At 68.7% G+C, this 19,388-nt stretch carries 10 protein-coding genes; 6 read left to right on the forward strand and 4 right to left on the reverse strand.

What is annotated here, in order from left to right:
* Positions 1-68: 68 nt before the first annotated feature.
* Together PKD89_RS05830 and PKD89_RS05835 are read left to right on the forward strand one after the other, a co-directional pair.
* Positions 69-1,688 carry a polysaccharide biosynthesis C-terminal domain-containing protein gene (locus PKD89_RS05830; protein ID WP_289011875.1) on the forward strand — a complete coding sequence of 540 codons (1,620 nt, stop codon included), beginning with the start codon at positions 69-71 and terminating at the stop codon, positions 1,686-1,688.
* Entirely contained in the window at positions 1,675-9,564 is a 7,890-nt protein-coding gene (locus PKD89_RS05835) for a polyketide synthase (RefSeq protein ID WP_324332312.1), read from the forward strand. Before PKD89_RS05830 ends, PKD89_RS05835 begins: the two co-directional genes overlap by 14 nt.
* 28 nt (positions 9,565-9,592) lie before the next feature.
* Here the strand turns inward: PKD89_RS05835 and ccrA are convergent, their stop codons facing one another.
* The 3 genes from ccrA to PKD89_RS05850 form a co-directional block, all read right to left on the reverse strand.
* Positions 9,593-10,957, reverse strand: coding sequence for a crotonyl-CoA carboxylase/reductase (ccrA, locus tag PKD89_RS05840; RefSeq protein ID WP_349257323.1), 1,365 nt, complete (start codon positions 10,955-10,957; stop codon positions 9,593-9,595).
* 77 nt (positions 10,958-11,034) lie between these two features.
* Entirely contained in the window at positions 11,035-12,765 is a 1,731-nt protein-coding gene (locus PKD89_RS05845; RefSeq protein WP_289010171.1) for a fatty acyl-AMP ligase, read from the reverse strand.
* Positions 12,766-12,861: 96 nt separating this feature from the next.
* Positions 12,862-13,506, reverse strand: coding sequence for a TetR/AcrR family transcriptional regulator (locus tag PKD89_RS05850; protein ID WP_289010172.1), 645 nt, complete (start codon positions 13,504-13,506; stop codon positions 12,862-12,864).
* 205 nt (positions 13,507-13,711) lie between these two features.
* On the opposite strand from PKD89_RS05850, the gene PKD89_RS05855 reads away from it, so the two are divergent.
* On the forward strand, positions 13,712-15,397 hold the full coding sequence (locus PKD89_RS05855) for an SDR family NAD(P)-dependent oxidoreductase (RefSeq protein ID WP_289010173.1): 1,686 nt from the start codon (positions 13,712-13,714) through the stop codon (positions 15,395-15,397).
* A gap of 29 nt (positions 15,398-15,426) precedes the next feature.
* On the opposite strand, the gene PKD89_RS05860 is transcribed toward PKD89_RS05855, so the two are convergent.
* A complete protein-coding gene (locus PKD89_RS05860) occupies positions 15,427-17,118 on the reverse strand; it encodes a class I adenylate-forming enzyme family protein (protein ID WP_289010174.1) in 1,692 nt (563 codons plus the stop codon).
* Between the two features lie 213 nt (positions 17,119-17,331).
* Here PKD89_RS05860 and PKD89_RS05865 point away from each other — a divergent pair, with 213 nt between their 5' ends.
* The 3 genes from PKD89_RS05865 to PKD89_RS05875 are packed head-to-tail and all read left to right on the forward strand — an operon-like array spanning position 17,332 to position 19,249.
* Positions 17,332-18,048 (forward strand): YjjG family noncanonical pyrimidine nucleotidase, encoded by a 717-nt coding sequence (locus PKD89_RS05865; RefSeq protein WP_289010175.1) that lies wholly within the window; start codon positions 17,332-17,334, stop codon positions 18,046-18,048.
* A complete protein-coding gene (locus PKD89_RS05870; protein WP_289010176.1) occupies positions 18,045-18,785 on the forward strand; it encodes a DUF2786 domain-containing protein in 741 nt (246 codons plus the stop codon). Before PKD89_RS05865 ends, PKD89_RS05870 begins: the two co-directional genes overlap by 4 nt.
* On the forward strand, positions 18,782-19,249 hold the full coding sequence (locus PKD89_RS05875; protein WP_289010177.1) for a hypothetical protein: 468 nt from the start codon (positions 18,782-18,784) through the stop codon (positions 19,247-19,249). The genes PKD89_RS05870 and PKD89_RS05875 overlap by 4 nt, the downstream gene beginning before the upstream one ends.
* Positions 19,250-19,388 lie beyond the last annotated feature (139 nt).

Here is a 19,388-nt window from a genome sequence, read left to right on the forward strand (position 1 = left end):
TCAACTCAGGATCCGGGCGTGCGGGCGCCCACTAAACGCGCTGGATGGTTGCGGCGGGGAGCGATGCGGTGAAGGTGACTGGCGATCCAGCGACGGAGCCGGTCGGCGCTCCAACGTCGTCGACCGGATCGAACGAAGCGACCGAGGACGCTCCAACCGCTGAGGCTGCGGACGAATCGGCCAACTGGAACCGCCGCGGGGCGGCCAGTTCCCTCTCGGAGCTCGCCCGGCTCGGTTCGTTCCTGGTCTTCAACGTCGCAGCATTTCTGCTGATCATCCGCTACCTCCCCAAGGAGCAGATGGGCTGGTATGCGCTCGTCAACGTCGTCATCAACCTGGCCTTCGTCGTCGCCGACCTCCAGATGGACAAGGTGGCGGTGCGGCGGGTCACCCAGCGGGAAGACCCGGAGGAGGTCATCGGTGCGGCTGTCGGCGTTCGACTCGCCGGTTCGGTGCTGGCGACCTTGGCCGCCCAGCTCATCTTCCTCGCCATCGGCCTGGCGCGGGGCGGAATACTCCTCGAGGTGCAACTCGCAGCACTGCTCGCATCGAGCCAGTTCTTCGGCGAGAGCTTCTTTGTCGTCGGTGCCGTCTTTCAGTCGCAGCTGCGCGCCTACCTCGACGTCGCCCCCCGCATGGTCTACGTGGGACTGCGCTTTGCCTTCACCCTGATGCTGCTCGCCCTTGAGGTGCCGTGGTGGGCGCTGTTCTTCGCCTGGGTGGGCGCGTACGCCATCGCCGATGTCGTCGCCTACGGACTGTTTCGCCTCAAGGCCGGGATCCGTCTCCGTCCCCGGCTCCGCGGCACCCGACTGCTCGTCGGCGAGGCGCTCACCTTGGGCGTCGCCGGGCTGCTCGGGCTGGCGACCGTCCAGTTCGGCACCATCTATCTCGGGGTGACCGCCCCGCCGGAGACCGTCGCCATCTTCAACGCCGCGATCCTTCCGATCCAATACCTCTCGTTGTTCGGTAGCGTCATCGCCATCGTCGCCTTCCCGCTGGCGTCGGCGGCCTGGATCCGCAAGGACCGCATCCGTTTCGGCCGCATCGACGCAACCGCCCGCACCGCCATCCTCGCCCTGTTCCTCCCGGTCTCGATCCTGTTGTTTCAGGCACCTCTTGCCGAGCTGCTCAACACCGGCTTTGGACCCGGCTACGACGCCGCCGCCCAACCATTGCGGCTGATGTCGATCGCGCTCATCCTGGCCAGCCTGATGGTCTGGGCAGGGTTCGTGTTCTTGTCGATCGGCAGGCCCCGGCTGATCTTGGCGATCAACGCGCTATGCCTGACCGTCGGCGTGGCCGCCTCTCCCCTCGTCGTGCCCCGGTTCGGGCTGCCCGGGCTCGCCGCTGTGGGAATCGTTGCCACGATGATCGGCGCCGTCAGCGCAGCCCTCCTGCTTCGCAAGTTCGCGCCGTATTCCTTCGATGCCCGGGGCACGTTCCGTTTGGCCGTCCTCGGAACCATCCTCTGGCTGGCCCTCAGCGCGACCAGGACCGTCAGCGACAACTTCCTGGTGCTCGCTACGGTGACGGCCATCGCCTATCCGCTGCTGGTGATCACCTTCCGGGTCTTCCCGAAGTCGTTGCTCGACGACCTGCGCGCCACGGCCGATGGCTCGTTGGACCTGGCGGCGGCCGCTCCGGGATGTGCCCAGCTGGCCGGAGGCGTCGATGAACCCCACTGAACCGGGCGCGTCCTCGCAGCCCCGACACGGCGAGGCCGAGATCCGTCGGTGGCTGATCGCCCGGGTCGCCCAGACGGCGAACCTGGCCGAGAACGAGATCGACCCCGCCGCCTCCTTCAACTCCTTGGGCATCGATTCGCTCGCCGCCGCCGAGCTCCTCGCCGACCTGGAGGTCGAACTCGGCACCGAATTGGACCCGACGGTCGTGTTCAGCTTCGAGTCCCCCTCCGAGCTGGCCGCGTTCCTGGGCACCGGTGCCACCCGAGTCGACCGAGCAGCCGCCCCGATCAGGCCCGGACACACCGGGGATGCAGTCTCAGCACGCTCGGCCGACCAGGGACACGAACCGATTGCGATCGTCGGCATGGGCTGCCGTTTTCCTGGCGCCGACGGACCAGAGGCCTACTGGCGCCTGCTGCAGGACGGAATCGACGCCGTCGGACCGGTCCCCGAGGGGCGCTGGGAGGACCGCGACCTGCCTGAGGATCTGCCCCCGCAGGTCAGCCTGGGCGGTTTCGTCGACGGGATCGACCAGTTCGACCCCGTCTTTTTCGGCATCTCCCAGCTCGAAGCCGATCGAATGGATCCCCAGCAACGGATGCTCCTCGAGGTGGGGTGGGAAGCACTCGAGGACGGTGACGTCCGACCCTCGTCGCTGCGGGGGTCTGCCACCGGCGTGTTCCTCGGCATCTCGACTCCCGAGTACGGCCGACGGCAGGGCGCACACCCCGAGCTGATCGACGCGTTCTTCGGCACGGGCAATGCGCTGAGCATCGCAGCCAACCGCATCTCCTATGGTCTGGACCTGCGGGGGCCGAGCATCGCCGTCGACACCGCTTGTTCGTCGTCGCTGGTGGCCATCCATCTGGCCTGCGCGGCGATCCGGCGCGGCGAGTGCACCGCCGCCCTTGCCGGCGGCGCAAACGCCATCCTCACCCCCCTGATCACGCTCAACTTTCTCGGGGCGGGCGCCATCGCGCCCGACGGGCGGTGCAAGGCCTTCGATTCGGCCGCTGACGGGATCGTGCGTGGCGAGGGTGCCGGCCTGGTGCTGCTGAAACCGTTGTCGGCGGCGATCGCCGCCGGCGACCGCATCTACTGCGTCATTGAGGGCTCCGCGACCAACTCCGACGGCCGATCCAACGGCCTCACCGCCCCAAACCCCGACGCCCAGATCGACGTCTTTACCGCCGCCTGCAACGACGCCGGTGTCGAAGCTAACTCGGTCGCCTACATCGAGGCGCACGGCACCGGAACGGTGCTGGGCGATGCGATGGAGTTGCGGTCGCTCGATACCGTGTACGGCTCCGGGAGAAGCGCCGACGAGCCGTTGTTGGTCGGCTCGGTCAAGACCAACATCGGCCACTTGGAGCCGGCTGCCGGGATCGCCGGCGTGATCAAGACGGCCCTGGCGGTTCACCACCGCTCGATTCCACCCACCATCCATTACGAGAACCCCAACCCGTTTCTCGAGCGCACCGACGCCCTGGCCGTGGTGACCTCCCCCACGCCGTGGCCGGAAAACGGATCGATCCGAGGGGCGATCAGCGGATTCGGTTTCGGCGGCACCAACGCGCACGTGATCGTGAGCGCACCACCTGCGGCTCCCGCTTCGCGTCCGCCGGCGAGCGACGACGGCGGTGTCGTCGTCCTTCTTCCGTTGTCGGCGCGAACGCCCGGCGCCCTCGCCGCGTCCGTCGGCCGTTTCGCTCAGGCGCTCGCCGATGACCCCGGATCCTTCGGCGAGTTGGCGGTGGCCCAGGCGCTCGACCGCGACGAACACCCCCGCCGCCTCGCCATCGTTTCTCCCGACACCGAGGGGGCGATCGCTGCGCTCACGGCGACGTCGGCGGGCAAGGCCCACCGCTGCGCCATCGGCGGCGATCGCCGGAGCGGCGAACCAGCCCGCGTCGTGTTCGTCTTCAGCGGGCAGGGCCGGGCCTGGTGGCCGTTCGATCCTGACCTGCTTGCCGATCCGGTGATCGGCTCCGCGCTCGAGCGCTGCGACACCGAACTGTCCGAGCTCGCCGACTTCTCACTCATCGACGTCCTCCGGTCCGGCGAGCCGGTCCTCGACCACGAGCGGGCCCAGCCGCTGCTCTACAGCCTGCAGGTGGCGTTGGCCGAGCGCTGGCGATCGTTCGGGGTCGAGCCCGACCTGCTCGTCGGCCAGAGCATCGGCGAGGTAGCCGCCGCTCACATCGGTGGGGCGATCGCCCTGGCCGACGGCCTGGAGATCGTCCTCAACCGCGGGCGGTTCATGGAGGAATCCAACGGCACCGGAAATACGGCGTTCGTCGAGCTCGCCGCCGATGATCTCGCCGGCTTGATCGAGGAGCTCGGCGCCGATGTCACGATCGCCGGCATCATCGCGCCGGACAACTGCCTGATCAGCGGCCCCAAGGACGACACGGTTGTCGTCGTGGCCGCAGCGGCCAAACAGGGGGTGATGGCCCAGGTGTTCACCGTCGGCGACATCCCGGGACACGGGCCACTGATGACGCCGTCTGCCGACAAGCTGACCGCGTCGATCGACTTCTTGGAACCACGCCCCAACCGGGTACCGATCATCAGCACGGTCACCGGCGGACTCGTCGACGGCACCGAGCTCGACGCCGGATACTGGGGTCGGAACCTGCGCCAAACCGTGCGTTTTACCGACGCGATGGCCAGTGCCGTCGACGCCGGCGGTGAGCTGTTCATCGAAATTGCCCCCCACCCGGTGGTTGAGGTCTCCGCCCGTCGCTGCCTGGACGCGCTCGGCTCTACCGGCACGGTGCAGCACACGATCAAGCAGGGCGAACCGGGCCCGCTGGCGCTGCGGCGGTCGCTGGCGGCCGCATGGACGGCGGGCGCTGCGGTCGACTGGAGGGCGGTGACCGGACGTTCGACCTCGAAGGTCGAGGCACCCCGCTACTCCTGGGATCACCGCAGTTGCTGGTATGCGGCGCCCGACGGTGCGACGGCCGAGATCCGACACAGCCACCGCGACGAACGCCGCCTGCGCTGGCACCCGATACTCGACGAGGGGGTCGACCTGTTCGACGCCGCCGACACCCAGGCGTGGAGCGCAACGATTGTCACGGCCCGCACCGCCGCGGCCGATGAAACGCATCGACCCGAGGGGCTGACGCCCGGGCTGGTGCTCGAGCTGGCGGTGGCTGCCATGCAGTCGAGCATGGGGTGCGCCGCGGTGATGCTGCGCGACGTGGAGCTCGCCCCCCAGCCGAACGGCGGAAGCGACGAACTGGACCTCCGGCTGAGCGCAACGGCCACCGCCGACGGACGGGACTGGCAGCTCTCGGCGCACGACGGCGACCACATCCATCTGGTCGCCCGAGGCTCCGCCGAAGCGATGGCCGACGGCCCAGGCCCGATCGTCCCCTCCTCGCGCCTGGCGCTCACCGGACGACGGCTCGATGGCGCCGAGCTGATCGAACGATCGACACATCGGTCGACGGTGACCGACCCGCTGCGCAGTGTGCGATCGGTGGTCACCACCGACCAGGAAGCGGTCGTCACCCTGCAGGCTCCGGGACCCGACGGCGATCCGAAGTGGATGGTCGGCCCCTCGCTCATCGACGGCGCGCTGCATGCCGCGGCGGTGCTCGCCCACGTCGACGCGACGACCGCCCTCACCCCGGTCACCGTCGAGCGCCTCGTCGTTCGCCACCCGCTGGCCTCCGGCGCCCGAGCGGTGATCGACTTTGCGACCGACGACCTCGACGTCGTCGATGAGTGGGGAGCCGCCATCGTCGAGGTGCGCGGCCTGGGCTTCGCCAACCTGGCGCCCGAAGCGGACGCGCTCCCCGGCTCGCTGTTGATCGAGTGCTGGTCCGACGAGGAAGCCCCGGCGAACGAACCGGTCCGGCAGCGGCGCTGGTTCTGTCTGGGCGATGAGCAGGACGACCTCGTCGAGGCCGTTCGGGAGCGCTTGGACGCCGAGCATCTCGACCTGGAGGCCTGGCTCGACCGCTACGGCGAGGACGAGGCGGCCGTCGTCGTGTTCGATCGTCCCCGGCGACCCGCCGGGGACTCCGGGGAAGGGGACCTTCCCCAATGGGCCGTGATGCTCGAGACGATCGAGCGCCTGGCGCAGCGCAGGCCGCCCCGGCTGCGGATGTACCTCGTCACCCGGGAGGGCCGTCAGGGCCCCGACGGCCGGCTCGACCTCGACTCGGCGGGAGTGACCGGCTTGTTGAGCGCGGCCGTGACCGCCTACCCCGGGCTTCTCCTCACCTCGATCGATGTTTCCGGGGGGATCGTCGACCTTGATCGGCTCGCTGCCGAACTCCTCGCCGACGCGCCCGACGACGCTGTGCTCATTCGTGGGTCGCTGCGATCGACCGGCCAGCTCGCCGACGTGCCCGTGCCCCCGCCCAGTCGGGTCCGCCATCCCGCCGACGGCAGACCGTCTCGGGCGGTCTGGAGCGGTGAGAGCACGATCGACGTCGTCCCGTTCGTCGTCCCCGAGCCGGGGCCCGACCAGGTCGTCGTCGAGGTGTCCGCTGCGCTCACCGGGACGGCCGAGGCAACGTCGACCCTGACCGGCGTCGGAATCGGGGTCGCCGCCATCGGGAGCATCGTCCTTGACGGCGACCACGGACCCGAGGGGGGCGAGCCGGACGGGCGCGTCACGAACGGGGCAGTCCCCGGCGACCGAGCCCCGGCACCCGCCGAGGTGGCGGTCGTCGTCGCGGGAGCGGTTGCCAGTCACCTGGTCGTCGATCGGGCGGCGCTGTGGCCGCTCCCCGATCGGGCCGACGGAGCGAACCGATCGGCGGCGCTCGGCGCGTTGGTTCGCCTCGATGCCTGGCACGGTGACCTCCTCGCCGCCCGCCGACGCGACCCTGGCCTGCTCGGCGCCACCTTTGCCCGACTGGCCGGCGAGGGCGACGTCGATCTCGAGCCCCAGGCCCTCGGCGAGGTCGTCGGCTCCGCTCCGCAGGGCCCGATCGTCGTCGACCTCGGCGCCAGTGACACACCGGTCACCGAACTCGTCGATCGCTGGGCCGCCGACTCCGCTGCGACCTACCTGGTCGGCGCCGATGACGGCGACGATGAATCCCGGGCCGCCCAAAGCTTTGCGATCAACTGGCTGCTCGAACGTGGCGCGACCCGGGTGATCGCTGCCCGTCCATCCGGCGATCCACGCGTTGCGACCGCCGATGGCACGGCGGCGGAGGGGGCGGTCGTCGAGCACCTGATCGACGCTGACGACCCCGACGCCATTGCCCAGCTGGTCGCCGACGCCGGCACGGCCCCGGCGTCCCTGGCCGGTCTGGTGTGGATCCCCCGCCGGAGCGGGTCCGCCGAGATGGTCGATCAGGCCACCGAGCACCTCGACCTGTCGTTGTTCGTGATCCTCGGGATGGCCCCCGACCTGCCGGGTGTGCGTACGACGGTTCCCGACACCACCAGCACCGCCGAACGCGCCGTTCATCACGGCGCCGCTGCGGCGATCGCCCGGCGCCGCTGCGCCGCAGGACGACCAGGGCTCCACCTTGCGATCGGTCCGATCGGTCGAGCGGACGCACACTCGGTTCCCTCCCACCTCACCGGCCGGGTGCTCGATCGACTGTTGGCGGCCCGGCTGCCCACCGCCGCCTACGACGAGCACGGGTGGTCCCATGTGGCCGTCGAGGCCGGTGAGGCGGCGCGTCGGCCCTGGCTCGCCGGGCTCGTCCCCCAGGTGGACCAGACGGCGGGCGAGGGGGTCGAGGCATCACTGCCCACCATCCTGGCCTCGACGCCGGTGGATGCTCGACGCGAGCTCATCGCCGGCATCGTCGGTGCCGACATTGCCTCGATCGTGGGGATCGACCCCGACGAGCTCGACGGCGATGCGCCGGTTGACACCTACGGGGTCGACTCGCTCGTCGGCATGGAGTTGCGGACCCGGATCGAGGCCAGCTTCGGGTACACGGTTCCGCTGACCGAGTTGTCGCGTTCGATGACGACCAACGCCCTGGCCGGCCACCTTCTGGACGAGGCCGTACCGGCCCTCCTTCGAGATGCGAGCCCCGCCCTACCGGCTAGGCCGTCCCAGCCCGGGGTGGCGGGGCCATCAGACCGCGGGGCCGCACCGCCCGACCCGTCGGGTGTGTCAGGGCCCAACACGGCAACGGCGGTTCCGGTGCGGACCGGGGCGGGCCCGACGTCGTGGTGGGTGCCGGGCATGTTTGGCACCCCGGAGACGTTCACGCCGCTGGGTACCGCTCTCGACGACCACAACATGTGGGCGTTCCGAGCGCAGGGCCTGGACGAACCCGATGATCGACCGCTCGCCTCCCTAACCGAACTGGCCGATGCTTACCTGGACGCACTTCGACGACGGCAACCCGAGGGCCCCTACCTGATCGGCGGCTACTCGCTGGGCGCCCCGGTGGCGTTCGAGATGGCGGCACGGCTCGAGTCGGCCGGTGAACAGGTGGATCACCTGTGGTTGCTCGACCCGCCGCCACCCGTCGGTGTACCCGATCAGGAACGATCCGAGCGTGTGGCATCGCTGCTGTGCGACCACCTCAACGGGTTGTTCTTCGGGCCGGACGCCGGCGGAGAGCCGCTCGACCCGGCCGAGCTTGCCGACCTCGAGCCCGGCGCCGATCTTGAGGCCACGGTCCGCCGGGTGCTCGACGGCGGCAGCACCAGCCTGGACGAGCTCGCCCTTCGCGACCTGCTCGCCCGGCTCTGGAGCCTCGCCATCGCCTCGATCGAGGCGATGGCCGGGCATCACCCGTCCGCAGTCGTTCATGCGTCGACCACCCTCGTGCGTGCCACGAGAGGAGCGACCTTCGATGGTGACCGTTCGGCACCCGTGGCGGCGTGGCTCGATCGGTTTGTCACTCCCCCCGCCGCAGCGACGATCGACACCGACCACGCAGGACTGCTCCAAGAGCCTCACGCCGCCGGCGTCGCCGCAGTCGTCATGGCCTCACTCAATCCAGTTCACCGCCAGCACCGACCGATCCCTTCACCGGAGATGACGACCGTGCCTCCACCCACCGGGGCTTCAACCACAGCGCCCCCAACCACAGCACCCCCAACCACAGCACCCCCAACCGCGAGCAAAATCGGCGGACGGCGGCGGGTGGCCGAAGCGATCACCGAGCGCCTGGCCCACAGCCCCCGTCTCCGCAACGCAGTCGGAGCCGCCGGAAACGTCTACCGCCAGGCCGACTTCTTTCTCCGGGCCCTAGGAGGCGAGCGGCGCTTCCACCGGCTCTCCACTCCCGGCGAGGGTCTGATCGTCGGCGAACGCGGGCAGATCGCCAACATCTCCGGGGACCCGTCGCGGGTTCAGATGGGCCACCACTGTCTGGTCGACGGATTCCTGAACGTCCAGCAGTACGCCTACCTCTCGATCGGTTCCTATTGTGGCATCGGCGTCGACGCCAGGATCGACTGCGCCGGCTACGTCGAGATCGGAAACGGGTGCACGCTGGCCGAAGGCGTCTACATCATCGACGGGCTGCACCACCCGCTCCTCGCCAACCAGCGCATCGAGCACGGCATCGATCTGTTCCAGGGATCGCACGTCATGGACGCCTGCGGCCCAGGGACCGAAACGTCGTTCGTTCGCATCGAAGATCTCGTGTGGATCGGCCTCCGGGCGGTCGTGTTGAGCGGCGTGACGATCGGGCGTGGCTCGGTGATCGCCGCCGGCGCAGTCGTCAGCCAGGACGTGCCGCCCTTCTCGGTGGTCGCCGGCAACCCGGGCCGGGTGATCGGCCAGATCCCCGCAGACGACTTCGACATCGAGTCCCACCCGACCTACCGGTTGCACCGGGGGAACGAGCCACTGCCCAACTCGCGCCGCGACCCTCGTTCGGTGCTCGACGAAATCGCCCGGAAGGTTGCCGCCCGACCGGAGTGAGCTCCTCGGCAACGCCGCCCCCACCGCGTCAGTCGTTCACGGCCTCTTTGGTCGCAGCGAAGCTTCGGGACCAGGAGGTGATCCGATCCTCACCGATCCGCTCACGCTTCTCGGGGTCCTCGATGCCTTGGCCTTCCGACGAGGCCAGACAGAGGATCCCCACCTTGCCGTCGGAGCGATTCTGCTGGACGGTGCGGGCCGCCTCCCCGACGTTGTCGAGGGCGAACGTCTCGGTGAGGAGCGGCTGGATGGCTCCCCGGTCGAGCAGGCGGATGGTCTCTGCGTTCTCGGCCATGTTGGCACCGTGGGAGCCGATGATGCGCTTGAGCTTCATCCACAGGTGACGGTTGTCGTATTCGAGGCTGTATCCGCTGGTTGCGGCACACGTGACGACCGTTCCGCCTCGCTTGGCGGCGAAGACCGACGCACCCATCGTCTCGCGACCCGGATGCTCGAAGACGATGTCCGGATCGCTGCCGGCCAGCGAGCGGATCCGCTTGCCGAAGCGTCGCCACTCCGACTCGTCCTGGGTGTGCTCGTCGGACCAGAAGCGGTAGTCCTCCGCCTTGCGGTCGATCACCAACTCGCATCCGAGTTCCCGAAGCACCTCGGCCCGCTCCGGCGACGACACGACCGCGACCGGGATGCCGCCGCCGTTCAGCACCATCTGCACCGCGTACCCGCCGATGCCGCCGGTCCCACCCCACACCAACACGATGTCGCCCTGCTTCATGCGCGCGCCGTGCGCACCGACGAGCATCCGATAGCTCGTTCCTGCGCACAGCAGGTTGACCGCCGCCTCCTCCCAGCTGAGGTGGGTTGGCTTCCTCAACAGCTGGCTGGCCCGAACGGTCGTCAGGTCGGCCAGGCCACCGAAGTTGGTCTCGAACCCCCAGGCCCGCTGGTTTGCCGCCAGCATCTGGTCCTCGTGGGCATCGGGATCCTGGTCATGGGTGACGACCGGGGCGATCACCACGCGATCGCCGGGCTTCCAATTGCGCACCGCGTTGCCAACCCGGACGACCACCCCGGAAGCATCGGACCCGACGACGTGAAAGTCCTGACGATGGCGGGACTCCCAGTGGCCCTCCCGTGCAAACCGGTCGAGGAAGAAGAACGTCGACAACGGCTCAAACACCGAGGTCCACACCGTGTTGTAGTTGATCGCGCTCGCCATGACCGCCACGACGACCTCGTCGGGCGCCAACTCGGGCGTGGCAACCTGCCCGACGTGCAGCGACGTCCGCGGGTCCTTGTCAGCGGACGCCATGTCCGCGAACATCTCCTGTTCCGATCGCAGGGTGTGGGCTGCCCGATAGGTATCGGGAATGGCCAGCCCGGCCAGGTCGTCACCCGTCCCGCCCGATTCAATGGCGTCTTTGATCTGGTCAATGCTCACGATTGCCTCCCGCCGTCGGCGGCGTTGATGGTGTGGTGTCGTCCGATTGCGCTGTGTCGATGATGGTGGTGCTATCGATCCGACTCAGGTGGCCAGGCGAGCACCGCATCGAGCGCTCCCTCCTCCAAGGCCCGCTTGGCGGCGTGGCGTTGCACTTTGCCGCTCGAGGTTTTGGCCAGAGAGCGGGGACGAATCAACGTCACGACCGCCGGGGCGACCTGATAGTGCTCGGTGACGGCGGAGCGGATCGCCACCGCCGCTGCGCTCGGATCGCCGAGCTTGGCCTCGTCGACCTCGGCCACGACGGCCAGTGCGTCGGTGGCACCATCGTCGGCGGCGACGGCGAACGCCGCCACGCACCCAGCCCGAACCCCGGGGACCTTCTCAACCAACCCTTCGATGTCCTGGGGATACAGGTTGCGGCCACGGACGATGATCAGGTCCTTGATGCGCCCGGCCACGTACAGCTCGCCATCGTGGAAGAACCCCAGGTCGCCCGTGCGCAGAAAGGGGCCCTCGCCCGAGTCCAGCCTCGCTTCAAAGATCTCCCGGGTCTGACGGCGACGACCCCAGTACCCCCGCCCGACGCTCGGTCCGCTCAGCCAGATCTCGCCGATCTCGCCATCGTCGAGCTCGACCGCTGAGTCCGGGTCGACGATGCGGATGTCGTGGAGGGGCTCGGTCCCGCCGCAGGCGACCAGCCGCTCGACCGTCTCTGTTTCCGCTGCCGGCCGGGCCTCACCCTTGCCGAGCGCATCGCGGTCGAAGGGGGTCACGACCGCCGGGAGTTCGGGACCGTGCCCGCTGACGATGAGCGTCGACTCGGCCAGCCCGTAGCAGGGCAGCATCGTCTGACCTCGCCAGCCGTAGGGCCCAAAAGCCTCCTCGAAGCGCTCCAGCGTCGACGGCCGAATGGGCTCGGCTCCGTTGAAGGCGACCCGCCAGCTCGACAGGTCGAGCCCCTCGCGTTGCTCGGGTGCAATGCGCCGCACGCACAGTTCGAAGGCAAAGTTCGGTGCCGGGCTGACGGTCGCCGAGTACTTGGTGATCGCCTGGAGCCACCGCAGCGGCCTGGCCAGAAAGTCCATCGGCGACATCAGCACCATTGGTCGGCCCTGGTAGAGGGGTTGCAGCACCCCACCAATCAGGCCCATGTCGTGGTACGGCGGCAACCAGGACACGCCGCTGAACTCGCCATCGACAAAACACTTTGACTTGATGACCTCGGAGTTGGCGAGCAGGTTGCCGTGGGTGAGCACCACGCCCTTCGGGAGCGCCGTCGAACCGGAGGTGTATTGGATGAAGGCGATCGCCTCGCCGCCGAGCCCGGGGTCGGACCACGCTTCGGGGTCGCCGGTTCGGATCGCCTCACCAGCCAGCAACCACGGGGTTCGAGCCAGGTCCGGGGCGACCGACCACAACTGCTCCCGAAAGGTGGCGAACAATTCGTCGGTGAGGATGCAGACCGCCTCGGCATCCTGGGCGATCGCCCGCAGGCGAGGAACGCTCCGCTCGGCGTTCATCACATCGGGCAGAAAGGCCGGAACGGCGATCAACCCGCTGTACATGCAGGCGACGAACGCAACGACGAATTCAGCCCCGGGCGCCATCAGGATGACGACCCGGTCGCCGGGGCGTCCCTCCTGTTGAAGGCGCACCGCCAAGGCGCGAGCCTGACGGTCGAGTTCGCCGTAGCTGAACGGAAGCTCGTCAGCCTCGCCGTCGAGCAGGAATCGGAAGACGGTTTCGTCACCCTGAGAATCGGCGCGGCTACGCACCATGTCAACGAGATCAACAAACATACTCTGTACATCCTCCAGCAAATCTGTTCCGCCTGATGCCCAGCAGACTTGCTCCAGGCGACACGTTAACGAACATCGCCGACTGCGCGCCCGTTGCTAGGTCGACGCCGTTCCACGCCCCGCCGCCCAGGCCCAGCCGTGCTCGGCGATCGCATTCACCTCGCCGGCGACCTTCGCTGGATCGGCGCCCTCTCCGGCATCGATGAACCACCCGACCGCTGCGGTCAAGCCGGCGGCCCACATCGAGATCGCGAGGTGACGATCGGCCCGGGGGGTCGTGCCCGCCTCGAGCATTTCGTCGTCGAAGTCCTCGGCCAGCACCTCGGCGATACGGCGCGCAAACCGTCTCAACGGCTCGCCGTCACCCTCTCCCCTGACGATGATTGCCAACACATCATGGGACCGACGGGCCTGTTCCAAAAGAACGCTGAGGCGACCTCCTTCGATCTCCACGTCAGCGTCCTCGAACGCGATCGCAACCGTTTCCGCGAACTCGTCGACGACCGCGTTCAACAGGCGCTCCTTGGTGCCGAAGTGGGCGGCGAAGGCCGCCCGGGTGACGGCGGCCCGTTCGACGACCGCCTCGACCGAGACCGCGTCGTAACCCTGCTCGAGCACCAAGGCGACCATCGCCTCCCGCAGTGCGGTCTTGGTGCGACCGGCCCGACCGTCCTCCGGGTGCCGGGCGGCCCGGGTGCCGGCGCTCTCCCAATCGGCAGAGGGCACAGCGTCAGCGTTCACGACGCACCCGCTCTCGCGCCCAATTGCCGGCCATGGCCGCGCCACCAATCGATCCAAACCCGCATGCGGCCCCCCTGGCACGTCGTCGGTTCTGAATGTCCATCGGACTACGGTAGGCGCTCGCCGTCTGATCGACCAGCCGATCGAGGTGCAAGCGGGGGACACGAGGACCGCCTCGTCGGTCCATTCCGGAGGGAAAATGCTCATGGGGCGAAGCGATGTGACGTTTGTGGTGGACGGAACCAGGTGTTCCGGTTGGTGGTACCCGGCTGCCGACGGCGGCGATGACGCCGATGCGTCCAGCGATGACCGGCGGCGACCGTGCGTCGTGATGGCCCACGGCCTGGCAGCGGTGAAGGAGATGCGCCTGGACGCCTACGCCGAGCGCTTCGCCGCCGCCGGCATGTTCGTTTTCGTCTTCGACTATCGGGGCTTCGGGTCGAGCGAAGGCGAGCCACGCCAACTGCTCGACATCGACGCCCAACACGCCGACTGGGAGGCCGCCGTCGCCTACGCCCGGACGCGTCCCCTGGTCGATGGCACCCGGATCGTTTTGTGGGGCTCCTCGCTGTCGGGTGGCCACGTGCTGCACTTGGCGCAACGTGTCAATGCCGCCGGCGTTATCGCACAGGTGCCCCACACCGACGCCGTCGCGTCGGCTCGTTCGACCGGTCTGGCCGCCAGCGCCCGCCTCGGCATCCACGCGCTCTACGACGCCGGCCGGGAGGCGCTCGGCCGATCCCCCCACTATGTGCCCGCCACCGGACGACCCGGCGAGCTGGCCATCATGTCCTCACCCGAGGCCACCGAGTACCTCGACCTGGTACCGGAGGGGTTCGACTTCGATCAGCGGGTCGCCGCTCGGTTTGGCCTCAGGCTCGCCGGCTACTCCCCAGGCCGGGCATTGGCGCACCTGACCGTGCCGGTGCTGATGCAGGTTGGCACCAGGGATCAGACCACCCCGCCGGCAGCGGCGATCAAAGCGGCCGGCGCCGGTCGCCACGTCACCTTGAAAGTTCATGACGTCGGCCACTTCGAGCCCTACACCGGGGAGGCGTTCGAGGTGTTCGTCGGCGAGCAGATCGAGTTTCTTCGGTCGACGGTGCTCGAGGGGCCCGGCGTGCCGCCAAGAACGATGGTGATCACCGGGGCGGGTGCCGGCATCGGTCTGGCCGCCGCGCGGCTGCTGGCGGGCCGCGGCTGGGTGCTGTGCCTCACCGACGTGGACGATGAGGCACTCGCCGCCCAACGGGCCGAGCTGGGCGACCGCCACAGCTACGAACACATGGACGTCGCCGACGCCGAGCGCGTCGGCGCGGTCATGGCCACCTTTGCCAGCGCCCATGGAGGCTCCTTCGACGCGCTGCTCAACAACGCCGGCCTGCTCTCGATGGCGGACTTCGAGTCGCTACCCCTCGCCCGACACCGGACGATCACCCGTGTGAACGTCGACGGCGTGCTCACCTGCACCCACCTGGCCTTCCCGTACCTGAAGGGGGGAACCGACCCGCAGGTCATCAACATGTGCTCGGCCTCCGCCGACTACGGCGTCCCCCAGCTGGCCAGCTACTCCGCCAGCAAATTCTGGGTGAAGGGGTTCACCGAAGCGATCAACATCGAATGGGAGCAACACGGCATCCACGTGTGCGACATCGCTCCAGGCTTCGTCGGCACGGGGATGCTCGACGGGGCCGACGGCGACATCGTCGATGCTGTCGGCGTCAACCTGGGCGCTCAAGACGTGGCGAACGCCATCGTTTCGGCCACCGAGGACCGCACGCGTGTCCATTGGGTCGTCGACAGGCCCGGGTCCAGGCTGCAACGAGCGATCATCAACCGGGCGCCCACCCGCCTTCATCGCCTGGCCCTCAAGCGGTACTCGGGCTACTGACTCGGCCGCCCCATCCGGTCAGCCGATGGTCATGTCTCGAAGGAGTCGGCGAGCTCGCGCAGGTCCTTCTTCGAGATCTTGCCCAGCTCGGCGAGGGGAAACTCCTCGACGAAGTACACCCCGCGGGGCACCTTGAAGTCGGCCAGGACGCTGCGGCACGCCGCGATGATCGCTTCGGACATGATCGCCTCAGGCTCGGCGGTCTCCGTGCGGATCACAAAGACGACCGGCACCATGTCGAGCATCTCGTGGCTCTTGGCCACGACTGCGATGTCGTCGATGCCGGGGACCGTACGACAGACATCCTCCACCTCGCGGGCGGAGACGTTCTCGCCGCCCACCTTCAGCGCGTCCTTGTCCCGGTCGCAATAGAAGATGTTGCCGTCCGCCTCGAGGCGCACCACGTCGCCGGTCCTGCACCAACCGTCGTCGGTGAACATCTTGTCGTTCGCCTCCGGGTTGTTCAGGTACTCCTGGAACACCGAGATGCCCCGCACCCCACGGATCCACAGCTCGCCCATCTCGCCCACCTCGGCGGGGCGGCCGGTGCCGTGGTTGATGATCATCAGCTCATAGCCCGGCGCCACCCTGCCCATCGCCATGTCGGGGTAGACCTCGTTGGGGTCGGAGCGCACGCAATGGGTCACCAGCTCGGTCATGCCGTACGCGGCCATCACCCGCATGCCCAACCACTCGTCCAGGAACGGCATAATCAGGCCGAACACCCCCACTCGCACCGTGTGCTGCTCGGGGATCGGCTCGGCACCGACCGCCTTGAACACGAACGGGATCAGGGACAGGTGGGTGACCTCGTGAGCGGCGATGACCTCCCAGAAACGGCTGGCCGAGAACTTGGGCTGCAGCACGACGGTGCCGCCGGCACCGAGCACCGTCCACATCGCCCATCCCTGGGTGTTGATGTGGAAGAACGGCAGGTAGCACATGTAGGTGTCGTCGGGCCCGAAGTCGATGTTGGGTGGGTTGACCGTGGCGCTCCACAGCACGTTGCCGTGCGTGTGCACCACCGCCTTGGGCTTGGACGTGGTGCCGGAGGTGAACATGATGCTCACCGGGCGCAGCGGGTCCGCTTCCAGCGCCGGCAGCGCTCCGGGGTCACCCATCAACGCCTCGAACGGCTCGAAGCCGTGCGCCGCCTCGTCGGAGCCTGCCGGTTCGCCGGAGTTGTCCTCGGTCACCACCGTCCAGGCCAAATCAGGCCCGGCCTCGGCCACCACCGCCGCCAACTTCGGCTGGGTGATGGCGCCCACAGCGCCCGAGTGCTCGATGAAGTAGCTCAGCTCGGCGGCGACGCTGCGGGTGTTGGTCGTGACCGCGATGCCGCCCAGGCGGGCGACCGCATACCAGGCGATGACCGCTTCGGGGCAGTTCTCGGCGTGGATGAGCACCGCATCGCCCACGCCGACGCCGCGGGCGATGAGCCCACGAGCGACCTCGGCGCTGGCGGCGGCGAACTCGGCGTAGGTCCAGGTGCGGGCAGGCCCGGCCTTGGGCTGCCAGACGAGAAAGGGGTGGTCGCTGCGTTCGGCGGCCCGCCGCTCGATCAGCCAACCGACGTCGCGTCCGTGGAACTGAAACCGGGCGACGGTGTCGTGATCGAGTTCGATCGGTGTGTCCGAGCCCACATCGCTGACCGGGACGTTGATCGGCTCCTCGTCCCCCTGCGGCAGTTCGGTCGGCGTCGTGTCGGTTGGCGTGGACATCGCTCGGTGGCCCCCAGTGGCGTCATCAATCGCCGGGTGGTCGCCCCGGACGGGATGAGAGTAGCTGCACCGCGTGGTCGACAGATCGCCCGGCAACATCGAGGAGCGAGGGCGGGCCGCTCCTCACACGACGTCCCCGGCGAGGGACGCAACCCGGGGAGCGTGGCCCACTGTGATCGAGCGTCAGGTGCCCTATCGTCGGATGTCCCCCCGATGCCCGATCAACCCGAGGCGGACATGACCTACTCGACCGTGCTGTTCGACTTCGACCTCACACTGTTCGATACCGACGGCGCCGAAGCGCCGGCCTTCGACACCACGATCGCCCAGCTGGGGCTGGCGCCAAACTCCGACCATTTCGATGCCTACCGCGAGATCAACCTGGCGCTGTGGGACTCGGTCCACGCCGGCACGCTGGCGCCGAGCGACGTGCACCTGTTGCGCTTCGAGCAATGGGTGGATCGCCTCGGCCTGGACGCCGAACCGCAACGCTTGGCCGACGTGTTTCTCCTCGCCATGGGTGCCCACGGCGAGCTCTATCCCGGCGCGCTCGACCTGCTCCACCGTCTCAAAAGCACGGCCACGCTGGCGATGGTTACCAACGCTCTCGCCGACGTCCAGCGTCCACGACTCGAACGCCTCGGCATCGAGCCGCTGTTCGAGACGATCGTCATCTCCACCGAGGCAGGCTCGGCCAAGCCCAACCCGGCGATCTTCGACGTCACGTTCGAGGCGCTGGGGTGGCCCGACAAGGGCGGCGCCATCATCGTCGGCGACAACCTCGGCTCGGACATCGCCGGCGGGCGGGGCTACGGCATCGACACGTGCTGGTACAACCCCACGGGCCGCGCGAACCCGACCGACCAGGCGCCCACCCACGAGATCCGAGACCTGAACGAACTCATCGAGCTGGTTGGGGCGACGTCGTGAACGACCCACTCGCCTCGGACCGTCTGCGCAAGGTCCGCGCCCTGCTCGCCAAGGCCGAGGAGACCAACTTTCCCGACGAGGCGACCACCTACCTGTCAAAGGCGGCGGCGCTGGTCTCAAAGTGGGAACTGGACGAGGCGATGGTGTGGGCCGACACGCCCGAGCAGGAGCGCTCGGCCCCGATCACGAGAACCGTCGACGTCACGGCGCCCTATGCCAACCGAAAGACCGTGCTGCTCGGTGTCGTCGCCCAGGCAAACGGATGTCGCGTGATCCGAATGAGCACCTCATCGAATGGCCATCGGGTGGCGCTGATCGGCTTCGGCCACGACGTCGAGGTGACCGAGCTGTTGTTCTCCTCGCTGCTCGTGCAGATGACCCGCGCCATGCTGGCCGACGAGTCCCGGCAGCCAACTCCGACGGCGACCGCTCAGTGGCGTCGCAGCTTCATCGTGGCGTTTTCCAACCGGGTTGACGAGCGGCTTCAGTCGGCGCGTCACACTGCCGGCGTCGAACACGATCGCGTTGCCGGAGCATCGCAGCCCTCGGCGGCCCTCGTGCTGATCGACCGCTCCAAGCGGGTGGACGAGGAAACCCGACGCCAGTTCCCGCGGCTGCGCAGCAGCTACGTCAGCAGCGGCAGCTCGTCCTCCGGTGCCCGGGCGGGCAAGCGTGCCGGCGATCGAGCCGAGCTGGGCGGACACCTGAAGCCCAGTCCCAGGGCGCTGCGCCGGTGAGCACCCGCAGCGCTGAGACGGCCGGTGGCGACGCCCGGGCTGGCGCCGTCTACGCAGCCGAGGATGCGGTCTCAGCGGCGTTCCCGCCACGGCGCTACCGCACGTTCGCCGAGCTCCGCACCCACGTCGAAGCAATCGTCTGTTCCGACTGGTGGGCGGACACGTTTCCCGGAGCACCCATCGAGGTTCACGTGGAACGCCGGTCCCGAACCGCCACCTTCTCGGCCGCCTGCAGGCGCGACGGAGCCGGACTCCTGTGGTTTGTCGACGGTGAGCACTGGACGGCAACGGCGGTGTGCCACGAGCTCGGCCACGTCGCGTCCGGTTCCGGGCACGACGCCCCGTTTCGAAATGCGCTGGTCGAGCTCTGGCGACGGGAGTGCGGCTTCCCCGCCGCTACGGAATTGTGCGCCCAGCTCAACAGCCGGCTACCCGCCACCGGACACGACGCAACCACTTGGTGAGGTCCGGGTCGAGCCGAGTCATCCGGTCGATTCCCAACCAGTTTGGAATGGTGAGCGCACCCGAACGTCACCGCACATCGTCGGGGCAATCCCGATGCTCGGCGACCGGAACCGTTGGCGGCATCGGCGGGTAGGATCG

The sequence above is a fragment of the Candidatus Neomicrothrix sp. genome (assembly GCF_035329545.1).
Lineage (GTDB): Bacteria > Actinomycetota > Acidimicrobiia > Acidimicrobiales > Microtrichaceae > Microthrix > Microthrix subdominans.